Raw genomic sequence first — 16,143 nt, 5'->3', positions numbered from 1 at the left:
CACGCGTGCGGGGCTTCGTGGTGTGGGTGAGGTACGAAACCCACGCGCGCGGGGCCTTCGCCCCCTGGCCCCCGCTCCCAGGCGGTGGTTACCCACCCGCCCCCTCGGCGTCGGGGCCGGAGCGGAGGGCTTGCCGGGTCGGGGTCGGGGGTAGCCGGGAGCCCCCCAAAGGGACGGGCGCCGGTCCGAGCCTTCAGGGACGGGGACATCTGCATCGGATCCCGGCTCTGGGGCTGGGCGGGCCGGGGGTGCCTTCGAAGACTGTCTCGACCAGGCCCATGGGCCGTTCCCAGGCCCACGCCGGAAGGCCCGGCGCCCCCATGGGGTGCCGGGCCTTCCAACTGCTGGGCCGCGTAGCGGCTACGCCTCGAAGACCTCGTTCAGGAGGAGCTGCTGCTCCGCCTGGTGGCGCTTCGCGGAGCCCACCGCCGGGGACGAGCCGTGCGGGCGCGAGATGCGCCGCAGGCGCTCGCCCGCCGGGACGTCCGCGCCGACCGCCAGGTCGAGGTGGTCGATCAGGTTGAGGGCGATGAACGGCCACGCGCCCTGGTTCGCCGGCTCCTCCTGCGCCCAGATGTACTTCGCCGCGTTCGGGAACTTGGCGATCTCCGCCTGGAGTTCCGCACCCGCCAGCGGGTACAGCCGCTCGATGCGGATGATCGCCGTGTCCGTGATGCCGCGCTTCTCGCGCTCGGCCTCCAGGTCGTAGTAGACCTTGCCGGCGCAGAAGACGACCTTGCGGACCGCGTTCGCGTCCACCGTGGTGTCACCGATGACCGGACGGAACGAACCGGTCGTGAACTCCTCCGCCTTCGACGCCGCCGCCTTCAGACGCAGCATCGACTTCGGGGTGAAGACGATGAGCGGCTTGTGGTGCGGGTTGTGGACCTGCCACCGGAGGAGGTGGAAGTAGTTGGACGGGAGGGTGGGCATGGCAACCGTCATGTTGTCCTGCGCGCACATCTGGAGGAAGCGCTCCGGGCGGGCGGACGAGTGGTCCGGGCCCTGGCCCTCGTAGCCGTGCGGGAGGAGCAGGGTGACGCCGGAGGTCTGGCCCCACTTCTGCTCGGCCGAGGAGATGAACTCGTCGACGACGGTCTGCGCGCCGTTGACGAAGTCACCGAACTGGGCCTCCCAGAGGACCAGCGCGTCCGGACGGGCCAGCGAGTAGCCGTACTCGAAGCCCATCGCCGCGTACTCGGAGAGCAGCGAGTCGTAGACGTTGTAGCGGGCCTGGTCCTCCGACAGGTAGAGGAGAGGGGTGTAGTCCTCGCCCGTCTCCCGGTCGATGAGGACCGCGTGGCGCTGGCCGAAGGTGCCGCGGCGGGAGTCCTGGCCGGAGAGCCGGACCGGGGTGCCCTCCATCAGCAGCGAACCGAAGGCCAGGGTCTCGCCCATGCCCCAGTCGATGGTGCCCTCGTCGATCATCGCCGCGCGGCGCTGCAGCTGCGGCAGCAGGCGCGGGTGGACGGTGACGCCCTCGGGGATGGTGACCTGGGACTCGGCGATCCGCTTGACGACGTCCTGGGAGATCGCGGTGTTCACGGCGACCGGGAACTCCTGCGCGGTCTGCGCGGGCGTCACCGGGGCGACGGCGGCCGGAGACGTCGCGGCCTCGCGGACCTCCGCGAATACCTTCTCCAGCTGGCCCTGGAAGTCCTGGAGGGCCTGCTCGGCCTCTTCCAGCGTGATGTCGCCGCGACCGATGAGGGACTCGGTGTACAGCTTGCGCACCGAGCGCTTCTTGTCGATCAGGTCGTACATCAGCGGCTGCGTGAACGCCGGGTTGTCGGACTCGTTGTGGCCGCGGCGGCGGTAGCAGATGAGGTCGATGACCACGTCCTTGTTGAACGCCTGGCGGAACTCGAAGGCCAGGCGCGCGATGCGGACCACGGCCTCCGGGTCGTCGCCGTTCACGTGGAAGATCGGCGCCTCGATCATGCGGGCCACGTCGGTCGCGTACATCGACGAACGCGAGGACTCCGGGGCGGCGGTGAAGCCGACCTGGTTGTTGATCACGACGTGGACCGTGCCGCCGGTGCGGTAGCCGCGCAGCTGCGACATGTTCAGCGTCTCGGCGACCACACCCTGGCCGGCGAAGGCCGCGTCGCCGTGCAGGGCGACGGGCAGGACGGTGAAGTCCGTGCCGCCCTTGTTGATGATGTCCTGCTTGGCGCGGACGACGCCCTCCAGGACCGGGTCCACCGCCTCCAGGTGCGAGGGGTTCGCGACGAGCGAGACCTTGATCTGCTCGCCGTCCAGGCCCGTGAAGGTGCCGTTGGCACCCAGGTGGTACTTGACGTCGCCGGAGCCGTGCATGGACTTCGGGTCGAGGTTGCCCTCGAACTCGCGGAAGATCTGCGCGTACGACTTGCCGACGATGTTCGCGAGGACGTTCAGGCGGCCGCGGTGGGCCATGCCGATCGCGACCTCTTCGAGACGGGCCTCGGCGGCCGAGTCGATGACGGCGTCGAGCAGCGGGATGACGGACTCGCCGCCCTCCAGCGAGAAGCGCTTCTGGCCGACGTACTTCGTCTGCAGGAAGGTCTCGAAGGCCTCCGCCGCGTTCAGGCGGCGCAGGATGCGCAGCTGCTCCTCGCGCTCCGGCTTGGTGTGCGGGCGCTCGATGCGGTCCTGGATCCAGCGGCGCTGCTTCGGGTCCTGGATGTGCATGAACTCGACACCGGTGGTGCGGCAGTACGAGTCGCGCAGCACGCCGAGGATGTCGCGGAGCTTCATCATCGACTTGCCGGAGAAACCGCCGACCGCGAACTCGCGCTCCAGGTCCCACAGGGTGAGGCCGTGCTCGGTGATGTCGAGGTCGGGGTGCTTGCGCTGCTTGTACTCCAGCGGGTCGGTGTCGGCCATGACGTGGCCGCGGACCCGGTAGGAGTGGATCAGCTCGAAGACGCGGGCGGCCTTCGTGACGTCGTCGTCGTGCGAGGCGTCGATGTCCCGGAGCCAGCGGACCGGCTCGTACGGGATGCGCAGCGCCTCGAAGACGTCGTCGTAGAAGCCGCCCTCGCCGAGCAGCAGGTTCGCGACGATCCGCAGGAACTCGCCAGAGGCCGCGCCCTGGATGACCCGGTGGTCGTAGGTCGAGGTCAGGGTCATGACCTTGGAGATGCCCAGCTTGTTCAGGGTGTCCTGCGAGGTGCCCTGGAACTCGGCGGGGTAGTCCATGGAGCCGACGCCCATGATGACCGACTGTCCGGGCATCAGGCGGGGCACGGAGTGCACGGTGCCCAGGCCGCCGGGGTTGGTCAGCGAGACGGTGACGCCGGTGAAGTCGTCCATCGTCAGCTTGCCGACGCGGGCGCGGCGGACGATGTCCTCGTAGGCCTGCCAGAACTCGAAGAAGTTGAGGGTCTCGGCCTTCTTGATGCCGGCGACGACGAGCTGACGGTCACCGTTGGGCTTCACCAGGTCGATCGCGAGACCGAAGTTGATGTGCTCCGGCTTGACCAGGGTCGGCTTGCCGTCCTTCTCCGCGAAGGAGTGGTTCATGGCCGGCATGGCCTTGATCGCCTGCACCATCGCGTAGCCGATGAGGTGCGTGAAGGAGATCTTCCCGCCCCGCGCCCGCTTGAGGTGGTTGTTGATGACGATGCGGTTGTCGAACAGCAGCTTCACCGGGACGGCGCGGACGGACGTGGCCGTCGGAACGTCGAGGGAGGCGTTCATGTTCTTGGCTACGGCAGCCGCCGGGCCGCGGAGCGTCACCAGCTCGGGGCCCGTGGGGGCCTCGGTGGCGGGCGCGGCCTTCTGGGGGGCTACGGAGGGGGTGGCGGGCGCGGCCGGTGCGGCGGCCGGGGCCTGGGAGGTGACAGTCACAGCAGGGGCACCAGAGGGGGTGGCAGGAGCAGGGGCAGGAGCTGACACAGGTGCGGGCGGAGCGGCGGGGGCGGCGCTCGCCGCCCCCGTGGCGGCGGCGTCGGCGACCTGAGGAGCTGCGGCGACGGCGGTGGCGGCCTGTGCGGAGGCGCCATCCGTCGTCGGGGTCTTCACGGGCTCTTCGGCCTTGACCGGAGCGACAGCGCCACCCGGCTTGTAGTCGGCGAAGAAGTCCCACCAGGCCCGGTCGACCGAGTTCGGGTCCTGGAGGTACTGCTGATAGATCTCGTCGACGAGCCACTCGTTCGCGCCGAAGCCTGAGGCAGGGTTCTTCCCGCCCTCTGCTGCTTCGGTCGTGGTGCTCGGGTTACTGGGGGACTGTGGCGACACGGCGGCAACCGCCCTCTTCCGCTTCACAAGGTATGGACAGCGGGAATAAAGGCTACGCCTCTCGGGCGGTGAGATGCAGACCGGACGGGACATCCGTCATGTAGGTCACATCGAACGGCGGGTTTCACCGTCTGGAATGGCGGGAAACAAGCGTGGTTCGGGTAGGGGGCACCGAGGTTGCGGCCCCCATGGCTTCGCACCCCTGACGGACCCCGGGTACGTGTGGCCGAGATCATGTCCTTCGCACTCGAACCCTACGTCAACCCGGTGCCTACGAGCTGCCCGGAAGCGTGACGAGGATGCGGCAGCCCCGTGACGATTCGGCCACTCCGATCCGGCCTCCGTGCAGCTCCACGGCCCATCGGGCGATCGCCAGGCCCAGCCCCGTACCGCCGTCGCCGCCGCGCGCACTGCCCCGGTTGAACCGCTCGAAGACCCGGGCGCGCTCCGCCTCCGGGATGCCGGGACCTTCGTCCCGTACTTCCAGCGCCAGGCTCCCGGGCGCGTCGCCGCCCCGGGCGCGGACCGTGACCCGGCCGTGCGCGGGGCTGTGCTTGACCGCGTTGTCGATCAGGTTGGCCACCACCTGGTGCAGCCGCTCGGCGTCCGCGTACGCCGTCAGGTCGGGCGGGAAGACGTCCAGGTGCAGGTGTACGTCGTTGCGCGTGTGCCCTCCCGAACCGGAGAGCAGCCCCGGCCGGCCCGCGGCCGCCAGCCCCGACTCCTTCAGGACGCCCGACAGGTACGGCCACACCTCGAAGCGCCGCGCCTTCAGCGGGACCACCCCGTTGTCCACCCGGGACAGGTCCAGCAGGGTCTCCACGAGCCGGCCCAGGCGCTCGGTCTGCTTCAGCATCGTGCGCATGGTCTCCGGATCGGCGGCCGAGACCCCGTCGACCACGTTCTCCAGCACCGCCCGCAGCGCGGCGATCGGCGTGCGCAGCTCGTGCGAGACGTTTGCCACGAGCTCCTTGCGGTGCCGGTCCACCGCCTCCAGGTCGTCAGCCATCAGGTTGATCGTGGCGGCCAGGTCGCCCAGCTCGTCGCGGCGCCCCGCCCCGCGCACCCGCCGGGTGTAGTCGCCGTGGGAGATCGCCCGTGCCACCGTGGTCATATCGTCCAGCGGGGCCGTCAGGCTGTGCGCCACGAACTGGGTGATCAGCATCGAGGCGATCACCGAGAAGACCGTGATGAAGCGCAGCTCGGTGTCGGTGCGCAGGGCCACCAGCAGCAGGCCCGTCGTGATGAAGACCGAGACGACGACGAGCGTGCCCAGCTTGGTCTTGATCGAGAAGGGCGAGAAGGGCCGCAGCCCTTCCCCCGGCGGCCGGCGGCCGGTCACGCCTGCGCCGGGGTCTCCAGGGCGTACCCGACGCCGTGGACCGTACGGATGCGTTCCGCGCCGATCTTCCGCCGCAGGGCCTTGATGTGGCTGTCGACCGTACGCGTCCCGGACGCGTCGGCCCAGTCCCAGACCTCCGCCAGCAGCTGCTCCCGGGAGAGCACCGCCCGCGGGGTTCCGGCCAGGCACACCAGCAGGTCGAACTCGGTCGGCGTCAGGTGTACGTCCTCGGCCTGCACCCGGACCCGGCGCTGCGCGTGGTCGATCTCCAGATCGCCCAGGCGCAGGGTCGCCCCGCGCGGGGTGTGCGCGGCGAGGGTGGCCCGCTCCACGCGCCGCAGCAGGACGTGCACGCGGGCGGCCAGCTCGCGCATCGAGAACGGCTTCGTCATGTAGTCGTCCGCGCCGACCCCGAGCCCGACCAGCAGGTCCGTCTCGTCATCCCGGGCGGTGAGCATCAGCACCGGTACCGGGCGCTGGGCCTGGACCCGGCGGCAGACCTCCAGCCCGTCGAAGCCGGGCAGCATGATGTCCAGGACGAGCAGCTCGGGCATCCAGGCCTCCGCCGCCGCGACGGCGGCCGGGCCGTCCGCGGCCGTCTGCACCTGGAAGCCCTCGGCCCGGAGGCGGGCCGCGATCGCCTCGGCGATGGTGTGGTCGTCCTCGACGACGAGTACGCGCCGCTGCGCGCCAGGGGTCGCCGAGGCTCCGTTGTGGGTGGTGTGTGTCTGTTCCATGTCCCGTCCCGGTGCCGACCCGTACTGCTGATCCGTGCTGATCTGTGTGATCCGTTGATCCGTCTGGTCTCGTGTGTCAGGGGTGCAGCGTAGAGGAGGCTCCGGACTGCGGCTATGCAGGGTTCCCATAGCCCGCTTTGGATCGAAAGTCCTGTTGAGGGGCGGTATGTGGGGGGTGTTGGCGAGGTGTCTGCCGGGTGTCCGCGTAGGCGTGGGGCTACCCCTCGAACCGGGGGAGCGCGTCCAGTACGCCGTTCAGCGCGGGCGGCATCGACCCCTCGTCGGAGGCCACTTCGAAGCCGCCGTGGACGAAGGCGTACATGTACCCGTCGTAGATCACCGGGCCTCCTGTCGAGATCCTCGGCAGGTGCGCGAAGTCGGCCTTCCGGAGGGCGGCGCGCAGGGCGCCGAGCTGCTCCGGCGACAGCTTCCCGGTCCCGGTCGGCTTCGCCTTCGCGTCGAGCCGGGTCCAGGAGCCGTCGTCCTCGACGATCAGGCTGAGGGTCCGGCCGGCGAGGCCTCCGCTGCGGGTCACGTGCACGAGGGTCTCGGTGACGGCGGGGCCGGGGGCGGTGCTGCTCGGTGAGGGCGGTGCGGGCGCGGCCCCGGGGGTGCCGGGGGTACCGGTGGCGCCGGGGGTGCCGGGTGAAGCGGACGACGGGAGGTCGGGCGTTGCGCCGGTGGTCGGGGCGGTCGGGGCGGTCGGCGAGCCGGACATCGTGCCGGAGGACGCGCCCGTCGGCCCGCACCCCGCCAGGACCACCGCGCTCAGCAGTACCGCCGCAACCGTTCGGAACGCGCGCACACCCACCTCCGCAGGTACTCGGGCCGAACCACGAGTATGGAGTCCCCACACCCGTGACGACAGCATCCCGGAGGCCGACATCCGCCGCATCGCCCCCTGGCGCGTGCTGCCTCCGCTGCTCGCCGTCCTCCTCGGCCTCTGGGGCCTGGAGCGCGGCGGCAGCATGTGGCGCGACGAGTCCGTCACCTGGCAGGTCGCCCACCGGCCGCTCGGCGGGATCTGGCAGCTGCTGGGCGAGGTCGACGCCGTGCACGGCCTCTACTACCTGCTGATGCACGGGGTCTTCACGGCCTGGGACGGCGGCCTGTGGGCCCTGCGGCTGCCCTCCGTCGCCGCCACGGCCCTCGCCGCCGCCGGGGTGGCCGCCGTCGCCCGGCGGCTTGTGGGGGAGCGGGCCGCGCTGTTCGCCGGCCTGGCGTACGCCGTGCTGCCGCCCGTACAGATGTACGCCCAGGAGGGGCGCTCGTACGCGCTCGTCGCGGCGGCCGTGGTGTGGGCGACGTACCTGATGCTGCGCGAGCGGTGGACCGCGTACGCGGTGGTGCTGCTGGTGGGGTGCTGGCTGCACGAGTTCGCCGTGCTGGCCCTGCTCGCCCACGCCTTCGCCGGGTGGCGCTCGCGCGGCTGGCGCGTCGCTGCCGGGGCGGTCGCGGCGCTGCTGCTGCCGCTGGCCCTGGTGAGCGCGCGGCAGGCGCAGCAGCAGCTGGGCTGGCTCGGGCGGCCGTCGTGGCAGGACTGGACGGCGTACGGGGTCCTCGCGGTCGCCTCCTTGCTGCTGGCTCGGGGCGCGGACCGGGAACTCGTACGGGTCGCGCTGCCGCTCGCGCTGCTGCCGCCGGGGCTCCTGATGGCGGTCTCGCTCGTGCATCCCTGGTACGTCGACCGGTACGTGCTCTACGCGCTCGCCGGCTTCGCGCTGCTGGCGGGGGCCCGGCTGGCCGCGGCCCGACCGGGTGCCGCCCGGGGATGGTGGCCGTGGCTGCTGGTCGCCGCCCTGGTGGTGCCCCTCGGGTGGTGGTCGGTGTGGCTGCGTACGCCCGACAGCCGCAAGGACGACGTCCTCGCGGTGGCCGCCGCGGTCCGGGAGCGGGCCCGGCCGGGGGACGCCGTGGTGTTCATGCCCTCGCGGCGGCGCGAGTGGCTGCTCTCCTCGCCCGCGGAGTACGGGGAGCTCCGCGACGTCGCCCTCGCCCGCACCCCGGAGGCCTCGCGCAGTCTCCAGGGCACGGAACTCTCCCCGAAGGCGATCCGCGCGGCCCTCCTCGCCTCCCCCCGGGTGATCGCCCTGATGGACCCGGCCGACCAGCCCCTGGACCCGTACCCGCGGGAGGCGGCCAAACGGGAGGCCCTGGCCGCGGCGTTCGAGCGCTGCTCGGTGACGGCGGTGCGGGGGGCCCGCGTCGCCGTCTACGCCCGGCCGGGCGCCTGCGGCTAGCCGGGCGGGGTGGGGGGCCGGCCGGGGGCGGGGTCGGTTGGGGTGCCGGCCCCGCCGCCGGGGTGGCGGGGCCGGCTGGGGCGGGGTCGGTGTGGTGGCGGCCCGGTCGGGTCCGGGCGCGCGCCGGGGTGTCTCCTCGGGCGTCGAACGGTTCGAGGGGTCGGTGGGCCGAGGGGGCCCGGTTCGACGCCCTGCGGGGACGCCCCGCCACACACCCGACCCCGTCCGGGCCACCTCAGCCTCGCCGGCGTTTGAGGCGTGGGGGTCCCCCGGACGGAGTCTGGGGGAGGGTCTGGGGCGGATCCCCTGGGGGCACCTCCCAGCGGTGGCTGGGGGAGAAACCCGGCTCCGCCTGGACCCGTGCCTCGGGCAGCGGCGAGGATGGGGCGGTCCGTGTCGAACTGCCGGTCGGGTGCCCGCCGGAGGGCCCGGCCGGGTGCCAGGAGGTGCCGTATGACCACGCCCCGGATCATCGTCCCCGGACCGCTCGTCGGAGCCGACTGGCTGGCCGGGAGGCTGGGGGAGCCCGGGCTGGTCCTCTTCGACGCCTCCGTGGGGTCCCACCGCGGCGCGGCCCGGCGGATACCCGGCGCGCGGCCGTTCGACCTCGACGGCGCCCTGTCCGACCACGACGCCCCCGCCCCGCACACCATGCCCGGCGCCCCGGAGTTCACCGAGGCGATGCGGGCCCTCGGCGTGGACGACACCGCCACCGTCGTGGTCTACGACGGCGCCGGCATCTACTCCAGCGCCCGGGCCTGGTGGATGCTGCGCGCCATGGGCTTCGGCTCCGACCGGGTCGCCGTCCTCGACGGCGGGCTGCCGGCCTGGACGGCCGCCGGCCACCCCGTCGAGGGCACCGCCGCCGCCTACGACGGCCCCCGCGGCTCCTTCACCGCCCGGCCGCGCCCCGGGCTGCTGGTCGACAGCGCCACCGTGGCCGCGGCCCTCACGGACCCGGCCGCCGCCGTCCTCGACGCCCGCACCCGCGGCCGGTTCGCCGGGACCGCCCCGGAGCCCCGCCCGGGTCTGCGCTCCGGGCACATGCCGGGCGCGCTCAACCTCCCGTTCGGGGAGCTCCAGGGGCCCGACGGCCTGATGCGCCCCGCCGCGGAACTCCGCGAGGCCTTCGAAGCGTTGACCGGGGACCGGGAGCGGCTCTACTTCAACTGCGGATCCGGCGTGACGGCCTGCGTGCTCGCCCTCGGCGCGGACCTCGCCGGATACCGTGAGCTCGCGGTGTACGACGGCTCCTGGAGCGAGTGGGGGATGCCGTCCGAGCTCCCCGTGACCACGGGTTCCGGGGGCTAACCCCACCCGGGGTCCGGGTACCGGCACCATCGGCCGCGCCGCCTTCCCGCGCGAGCATCGAGGCATGACTTCTCACGCCACGTCAGCCCGCCTCGCCCGCACCACGGCCGTCGCCCTCGGAGCCGGACTCCTCCTGGCCGGATGCTCCTTCGGGGCCGGCCCGAAGAAGACGACGACCGCCGACGCCACCGTCACCGAGGCCGTCACCTCGGTGGAGGTGACGGGCGCCCGGGCCGGTTCGATCGAGGTCACCGCCGGAACCGGCCCCGGCGTCACCGTCCGCCGCACCGTCCACTACCGCGGCGACACCGCGCCGACGCCCGGCCAGAAGGTCGCCGGCGGCGTGCTGACCTTCACCGACGGCTGCTCCTCAGCCTTCTCCACCTGCTACGTCGACTACCGCCTGGAGGTCCCGGCCGCCGCCACGGTCAAGCTGGAGAGCAGCAGCGGCCGGATCACCGTGACGGGCGTGGCGGCGGCCGAGGCGAAGGCGGACTCCGGCAGGGTCACCGCCGACCGGATCGCCGGCCCGCTGAAGATCCGTACGTCCTCGGGCGCGATCAGCGCCACCGGCCTGTCGGGAGCGGACGCGGACGTCCACTCGGACTCGGGCGACACCCGCCTGGACTTCACGAAGGCCCCCGCCTCCGTGCGCGCCGAAACCTCCTCGGGCAACGTCACCCTGAAGGTCCCCTCAAGCCCCTACCGGCTCGACGTGGCCACCAGCTCCGGCACCCGGGAGATCTCCTTCCCCTCGGACCCCGCCGCCCCCTCCCACCTCTCGGCGAAGACCACCTCGGGGGACGTCCGCATCTCCGCCATGTGACGCACATCACGGGAACGGCCGCCGGGCGGCGGACAACATCGGGCGTGGACTTCACTCTGCACGCCCGCATACGGGACGGGGACCCCGAAGCGTTCCGCGCGCTGTTCACCGCCCTCGCCCAGCTGGTCTACCGGCACGCGGTCCGGACCACCGGCGACCGGTCCGCGGCCGAGGACGTCGTTTCGCTGACCTTCCTGGAGGCCTGGCGGCTGCGGTCGAAGCTGCGTGACGAGGCGGACAGCCCCCGGCCCTGGCTGATGGGCATCGCGACGAACGTCCTGCGCAACCGGGCCCGCGCCGCGCGGCGCTACGACCGTGCCGTGCTCAGGCTGCCGGCCGCCCCGGTCGTACCGGACTTCGCCGACGAGCTCGTCGGGCGGCTGGCGGACGCCGAACAGCTCGCGGCCGCTCACCTCGCGCTCGGCCGGCTCCGGCGGGCGGAGCGCGAGGTGTTCACCCTCGTCGTCTGGTCGGGCCTCGGCTACGCGGAAGCGGCCGAGGCCCTGGGCGTTCCGGTCGGCACCGTGCGGTCCCGGCTCTCGCGCGCCCGCGACCGGCTGCGGGACCTCGCGGCGCAGGAGCCGGCGCGGGGTGCGGAACCGGCGTCCGGTGGCGGACAAGTACGGGGTGACCGCGCCGCAGCGGTCCGGCCGACCAAGAGGTGGAACCGATGACGCTCAATCCGTGGCGGCGGCAGGAGCCGCTCGACCTCGCGGAGTTGGCCCGGCTGCTGCCGGCCCCGGGCGAACCGGACCTGCCTCCGGAGCGCCGACTCCTGATCGAAGGGCAGCTGATGGACGAGATCGACCGCCGCCGCACGAACTCCCGGGCGTGGCTGAGGCGTCCGGCCTGGCTCGCCGTCCCCGCCGTGCTCGCGGTGGCCACCGCGGCCACCCTGGTGGCGACGGGCGGCGAGCCGACCGGCTCCCCACGCCTGGTCACCTGCTACAGCGAGGCCGATCCGGCGTCGGAGGCCCGCGTCGACACCTTCTTCGGGACGTCGCCCGGGCAACCGGACCCGGGCGACGTCCGCTCCTGGAACTCCGCGGTCAGTACCTGCGCCCTGCTGTGGCAGTGGAACTGGATCCGGCCGGGCGAGATCGAGGCCCCCAGCCCCGGGACACCCCACCTCGCCTACCGCGGCAATCCCGGCCACGGCAACATCCCGCTCCTGGACGCCTGCGTCCGCGCGGACGGCCAGGCCGCGGTCTTCCCGGGCGGGCCCGGCACCTGCCGGGACCTCGGCCTGCCCTCGCTCGCGGGCACTGCGGAGGACTGATATCGGGCTGTTCGCCCCCGGCGAACGGGCGTTGGGGAACACAGAGCCGCGCAGATGCATTGAGTCGGCATAGCTCAACTTCACTGCCGGAGGGAAGATCATGGCTTCGACGTCCGTAACGCTCACCCTGCCCGTGCTGCCGCTTGACGACGAGGTAGTGCTGCCCGGCATGGTCGTTCCGCTGGACCTGTCCGATCCCGAGGTGCGGGCCGCAGTGGAGGCCGCGCAGGCGGCGGTGGGCACCGGGAAACCCCGGGTGCTGCTCGTGCCGCGCATCGACGGGACGTACGCAGGGACGGGCGTGCTCGGGACCGTCGAGCAGGTCGGGCGGCTCTCCGACGGGGATCCCGGGGCGCTGATCCGCGGCCGCGGGCGGGTCAGGATCGGAGCCGGGACCACCGGGCCCGGCGCCGCGCTCTGGGTCGAGGGCGAGACCGTCGACGAGGCGGTGCCCGACCCGCTGCCGGGCGCGGTGACCGAGCTGGTCAAGGAGTACAAGGCGCTCGCCACCAGCTGGCTCAAGAAGCGCGGGGCCTGGCAGGTCGTGGACCGGGTCCAGCAGATCGAAGGGGTCTCTGCCCTCGCCGACAACTCCGGCTACTCGCCGTTCCTGACCGTGGCCCAGAAGATCGAGCTGCTGGAGACCGCGGACCCGGTCGCCCGGCTCCGCCTCGCGGTCAAGGCGCTCAGCGATCACCTAGCCGAGCAGGACGTCGCCGAGTCCATCGCCAAGGACGTCCAGGACGGGGTCGACAAGCAGCAGCGCGAGTTCCTGCTGCGCCGCCAGCTGGAAGCCGTACGCAAGGAACTGCGCGAGCTGAACGGCGAGAAGGACGGCGAGGAGTCCGACGACTACCGGGCCCGCGTCGAGGCCGCCGACCTCCCCGAGAACGTGCGCGAGGCCGCCCTCAAGGAGGTCGACAAGCTGGAGCGGTCCAGCGACCAGAGCCCCGAGGGCTCCTGGATCCGGACCTGGCTCGACACCGTCCTCGAACTGCCGTGGAACGAGCGCACCGAGGACCAGTACGACATCCAGGGCGCCCGGGCCGTCCTCGACGCCGAGCACGCCGGGCTGAGCGACGTGAAGGACCGCATCACCGAATACCTCGCGGTCCGCAAGCGCCGCAGCGAGCGCGGCATGGGCGTCGTCGGCGGCCGCCGCGGCGGCGCCGTACTGGCCCTCGTCGGGCCGCCCGGCGTCGGCAAGACCTCCCTCGGCGAGTCCGTCGCGCACGCCATGGGCCGCAAGTTCGTCCGCGTCGCCCTCGGCGGCGTCCGCGACGAGGCCGAGATCCGCGGCCACCGCCGCACCTACGTCGGTGCGCTGCCGGGCCGCATCGTCCGGGCCGTCAAGGAGGCCGGGTCCATGAACCCGGTCGTCCTCCTCGACGAGATCGACAAGGTCGGCTCCGACTACCGCGGCGACCCGGCCGCCGCCCTCCTCGAAGTCCTCGACCCCGCCCAGAACCACACCTTCCGCGACCACTACCTGGAGGTCGAACTGGACCTCAGCGACGTGGTCTTCCTCGCCACCGCCAACGTCCTGGAAGCCATCCCCGAGGCCCTCGCCGACCGCATGGAACTCGTCCGCCTCGACGGCTACACCGAGGACGAGAAGGTGGTCATCGCCCGCGACCACCTGCTGCCGCGCCAGCTGGAGCGCGCCGGCCTCGGCGCCGACGAGGTGGTCCTGGAAGAGGACGCCCTGCGCAAACTGGCCGCCGAGTACACCCGCGAAGCGGGCGTGCGCACCCTGGAGCGGTCCATCGCCCGCCTGCTGCGCAAGGTCGCCTCCCAGCACGAACTCGGCGAGCGCGAGCTGCCCTTCCACATCGGAGCCGAAGACCTCCGCGCCCTCATCGGGCGGCCGCACCACGTACCGGAGTCCGCCCAGGACCCGGCCGAGCGCCGCACCGCCGTCCCCGGCGTGGCCACCGGCCTCGCCGTGACCGGCGCGGGCGGCGACGTCCTCTTCGTCGAAGCCTCGCTCGCCGACCCGGAGACCGGGGCCGCCGGGCTCACCCTCACCGGCCAGCTGGGCGACGTCATGAAGGAATCGGCGCAGATCGCGCTCAGCTTCCTGCGCTCGCACGGAGCCGAACTGGAACTCCCGGTCGCCGACCTGAAGGACCGGGGCGTACACATCCACTTCCCGGCGGGCGCGGTCCCCAAGGACGGCCCGAGCGCCGGCATCACCATGACCACGGCCCTCGCCTCGCTCCTCTCCGGCCGCCAAGTCCGCACGGACGTGGCGATGACCGGCGAGGTCTCCCTGACCGGACGGGTCCTGCCGATCGGCGGGGTCAAGCAGAAACTGCTGGCCGCGCACCGGGCCGGGCTGACCACGGTCATCATCCCGAAGCGCAACGAGGCCGACCTGGACGACGTCCCGGCCGAGGTGCTGGAGGGCCTGGAGGTCCACCCGGTCACGGACGTCCGCCAGGTCCTGGCCCTCGCCCTGGCCGAGGCGGAGGTCCCGCTCACGGCCGCTGCCTGACCCCGGGGCCCGGGACCGCGCTCCGGCGGGGTCCCGGGCCTCCACCCTCCCCGCTGCGAAATACTGGCTGCTCACACACCACCGAAGGAGCCGTACGTGCACGGGAGCGAAGACCAGGAGTTCCTTGCCCTGGAGCGGGAACTGTCCGTCTTCCTCCGGCGGGCCCGCGCCTCCTCCGGCGAGATGGCCCGCGAGCTGCACCCCGAGCTGGAGCCCGCCGCGTACGGACTCCTCGTACGCCTGGAGGCGGCCGGCCGGCAGCGGGCCACCGAACTCGCCGCGTACTTCGGGGTCGGCAAGGCCACCATGAGCCGGCAGCTGCGGGCCCTGGAGGTCCTGGGCCTGGTCGCCCGCGAGCCTGACCCGGCGGACGGCCGGGCCTTCCTGGTCGGCATCACCGAAGAGGGCCGGGAGCGCTTCCTGCGGGTACGGGACGCCCGCCGCGAGCAGTACATGCGCAAACTGGCCGACTGGGACCGCGGCGAGGTGGCGGAACTGGCCCGCCTGCTCAACCAGCTGAACGCGGGCGGGGAGTAGCCCCCGACCGCCGGCGGAACGGTCCCTAAAGCTCCGCGTACACCGCCGACGCGTCGTCGTGCCGCTTGCCGCGCAGCGGCACACCGCGGGCCGGGTCCGACTCCAGGGCGCGGACCCGGCCGATCAGGCCCTCCGCGCCCTCCTTCCGCAGCACCGCCAGGCACGCGCCCCAGTCGCCCTCCCCGAACGTGTCCGCCCACCGGCCGGCCCCGTCCGTCAGCGCGGCCACCGCCCGCACCCGGTCCCGCGGGGTGCGCCCCGTCACCGCCCGCTCCGCCACCGCGGGATCCGCGGCCGCCGTGAAGAAGCCGCCTTCCGCGTTGCGCAGGGCGTCCGCCGCTGCCACCGACCGCAGCACCTCCCGCGGCACCCGCTCCAGCCGGTCGTCCAGCACCGCCGTCACCTCGCCCCCCGGCGCCTGGAGGAGCAGTACGGAGTCCGAGAGCACGAGGTGCTCCACGTGGGCCTCGTCCCAGCGGACCATCACCACCGTCGCCTGCGGCGTGCGGACGTGAGAAAGGTCACACCCGTCCCGGTGCGCGTCGGCCGTGGTGCGGATCGCCTCCGCCAGGATCCGGACCAGTGGCATGTCCCGCCGCGATCCGGACAGTTCGGTCAATCGGCCTCCCAGGCGGGCCACGAACCACGGCACCCCGTGCACGCACCCGTCGTCACCCCTCGGCGGGGTGACCCCGTCCAGGGCGACCAGGACCCCGCCGCCAGAGGCGGGGATCGCCGCCGATACCCAGTCCTCGTTGGGGTGTTCCTGGCTGCCGGGGGCCGAGGCGAGGTCGATGCGCATACGGACATACTGCCCGGCGGGCCCCGCCGAATCCCCCTGCGCACCGACAGGTCCGTACCAAAAGGGGGAAGGCCGGACAGTGCCGCGCGCACGCCGCAGAGACGGAGCGCGCCGATCCCCGGCCGATGTGGGCGGGCATCCTGCCAAAGCCTCCATCGATCTTTCAACCACCTGTCCACGACGGCGCCCTGGCACCACCCGTCCGAGTTGGAAGCCAACTCATCCGTGATGTTCACTCGTTCGAGTGGCCGGGTGGGCGATGTGCGGCTCTCTCCCCAACACGCTGCAAAGGTCTGAAGCGGTACGAGGGAGCAGGGGGCGTTTACTTGTTGACCGGCCGTTACCTCG

Annotated in this window: 12 protein-coding genes; 7 read left to right on the top strand and 5 right to left on the bottom strand. The window is 72.8% G+C overall.

Features of this window, described 5'->3' with window-relative positions; all coding sequences use genetic code 11:
* Window positions 1-360: 360 nt before the first annotated feature.
* The 4 genes from OG625_RS12460 to OG625_RS12445 all read right to left on the bottom strand — a co-directional run bounded on the left by OG625_RS12460 (window position 361) and on the right by OG625_RS12445 (window position 7,108).
* Complete coding sequence (locus OG625_RS12460) at window positions 361-4,224, bottom strand: multifunctional oxoglutarate decarboxylase/oxoglutarate dehydrogenase thiamine pyrophosphate-binding subunit/dihydrolipoyllysine-residue succinyltransferase subunit (protein ID WP_329379318.1); 3,864 nt, start codon at window positions 4,222-4,224, stop codon at window positions 361-363.
* Between the two features lie 271 nt (window positions 4,225-4,495).
* The gene (locus tag OG625_RS12455) at window positions 4,496-5,566 is read right to left on the bottom strand and encodes a HAMP domain-containing sensor histidine kinase (RefSeq protein ID WP_329379316.1); all 1,071 of its coding nucleotides are present in this window, start codon (window positions 5,564-5,566) and stop codon (window positions 4,496-4,498) included.
* Window positions 5,563-6,303 (bottom strand): response regulator transcription factor, encoded by a 741-nt coding sequence (locus tag OG625_RS12450; protein WP_329379314.1) that lies wholly within the window; start codon window positions 6,301-6,303, stop codon window positions 5,563-5,565. The genes OG625_RS12455 and OG625_RS12450 overlap by 4 nt, the downstream gene beginning before the upstream one ends.
* A 217-nt stretch (window positions 6,304-6,520) precedes the next feature.
* Complete coding sequence (locus tag OG625_RS12445; RefSeq protein ID WP_329379312.1) at window positions 6,521-7,108, bottom strand: hypothetical protein; 588 nt, start codon at window positions 7,106-7,108, stop codon at window positions 6,521-6,523.
* A gap of 103 nt (window positions 7,109-7,211) precedes the next feature.
* On the opposite strand from OG625_RS12445, the gene OG625_RS12440 reads away from it, so the two are divergent.
* From OG625_RS12440 to OG625_RS12410, 7 genes are all read left to right on the top strand, one after another.
* On the top strand, window positions 7,212-8,543 hold the full coding sequence (locus tag OG625_RS12440; protein ID WP_329379310.1) for a glycosyltransferase family 39 protein: 1,332 nt from the start codon (window positions 7,212-7,214) through the stop codon (window positions 8,541-8,543).
* Window positions 8,544-8,996: 453 nt separating this feature from the next.
* Entirely contained in the window at window positions 8,997-9,854 is an 858-nt protein-coding gene (locus tag OG625_RS12435; protein WP_329379309.1) for a sulfurtransferase, read from the top strand.
* Window positions 9,855-9,918: 64 nt separating this feature from the next.
* Window positions 9,919-10,680, top strand: coding sequence for a DUF4097 family beta strand repeat-containing protein (locus OG625_RS12430; protein WP_329379307.1), 762 nt, complete (start codon window positions 9,919-9,921; stop codon window positions 10,678-10,680).
* A 44-nt stretch (window positions 10,681-10,724) separates the two neighbouring features.
* Window positions 10,725-11,354 (top strand): RNA polymerase sigma factor, encoded by a 630-nt coding sequence (locus tag OG625_RS12425; protein ID WP_329379305.1) that lies wholly within the window; start codon window positions 10,725-10,727, stop codon window positions 11,352-11,354.
* Window positions 11,351-11,959, top strand: a complete 609-nt coding sequence (locus OG625_RS12420) for a hypothetical protein (RefSeq protein ID WP_329379303.1) — start codon at window positions 11,351-11,353, stop codon at window positions 11,957-11,959. The genes OG625_RS12425 and OG625_RS12420 overlap by 4 nt, the downstream gene beginning before the upstream one ends.
* 100 nt (window positions 11,960-12,059) lie before the next feature.
* The gene (gene lon / locus OG625_RS12415) at window positions 12,060-14,456 is read left to right on the top strand and encodes an endopeptidase La (RefSeq protein WP_329379301.1); all 2,397 of its coding nucleotides are present in this window, start codon (window positions 12,060-12,062) and stop codon (window positions 14,454-14,456) included.
* A gap of 96 nt (window positions 14,457-14,552) precedes the next feature.
* Window positions 14,553-14,993 carry a MarR family winged helix-turn-helix transcriptional regulator gene (locus OG625_RS12410; RefSeq protein ID WP_329379300.1) on the top strand — a complete coding sequence of 147 codons (441 nt, stop codon included), beginning with the start codon at window positions 14,553-14,555 and terminating at the stop codon, window positions 14,991-14,993.
* A 25-nt stretch (window positions 14,994-15,018) separates the two neighbouring features.
* Here the strand turns inward: OG625_RS12410 and OG625_RS12405 are convergent, their stop codons facing one another.
* The gene (locus OG625_RS12405; protein WP_329379298.1) at window positions 15,019-15,795 is read right to left on the bottom strand and encodes a hypothetical protein; all 777 of its coding nucleotides are present in this window, start codon (window positions 15,793-15,795) and stop codon (window positions 15,019-15,021) included.
* Between the last annotated feature and the right edge of the window lie 348 nt (window positions 15,796-16,143).

Origin of the sequence: Streptomyces sp. NBC_01351, from assembly GCF_036237315.1 — a bacterium.
GTDB lineage: Bacteria > Actinomycetota > Actinomycetes > Streptomycetales > Streptomycetaceae > Streptomyces.
This window is presented reverse-complemented; position numbering and strand designations above follow the sequence as displayed.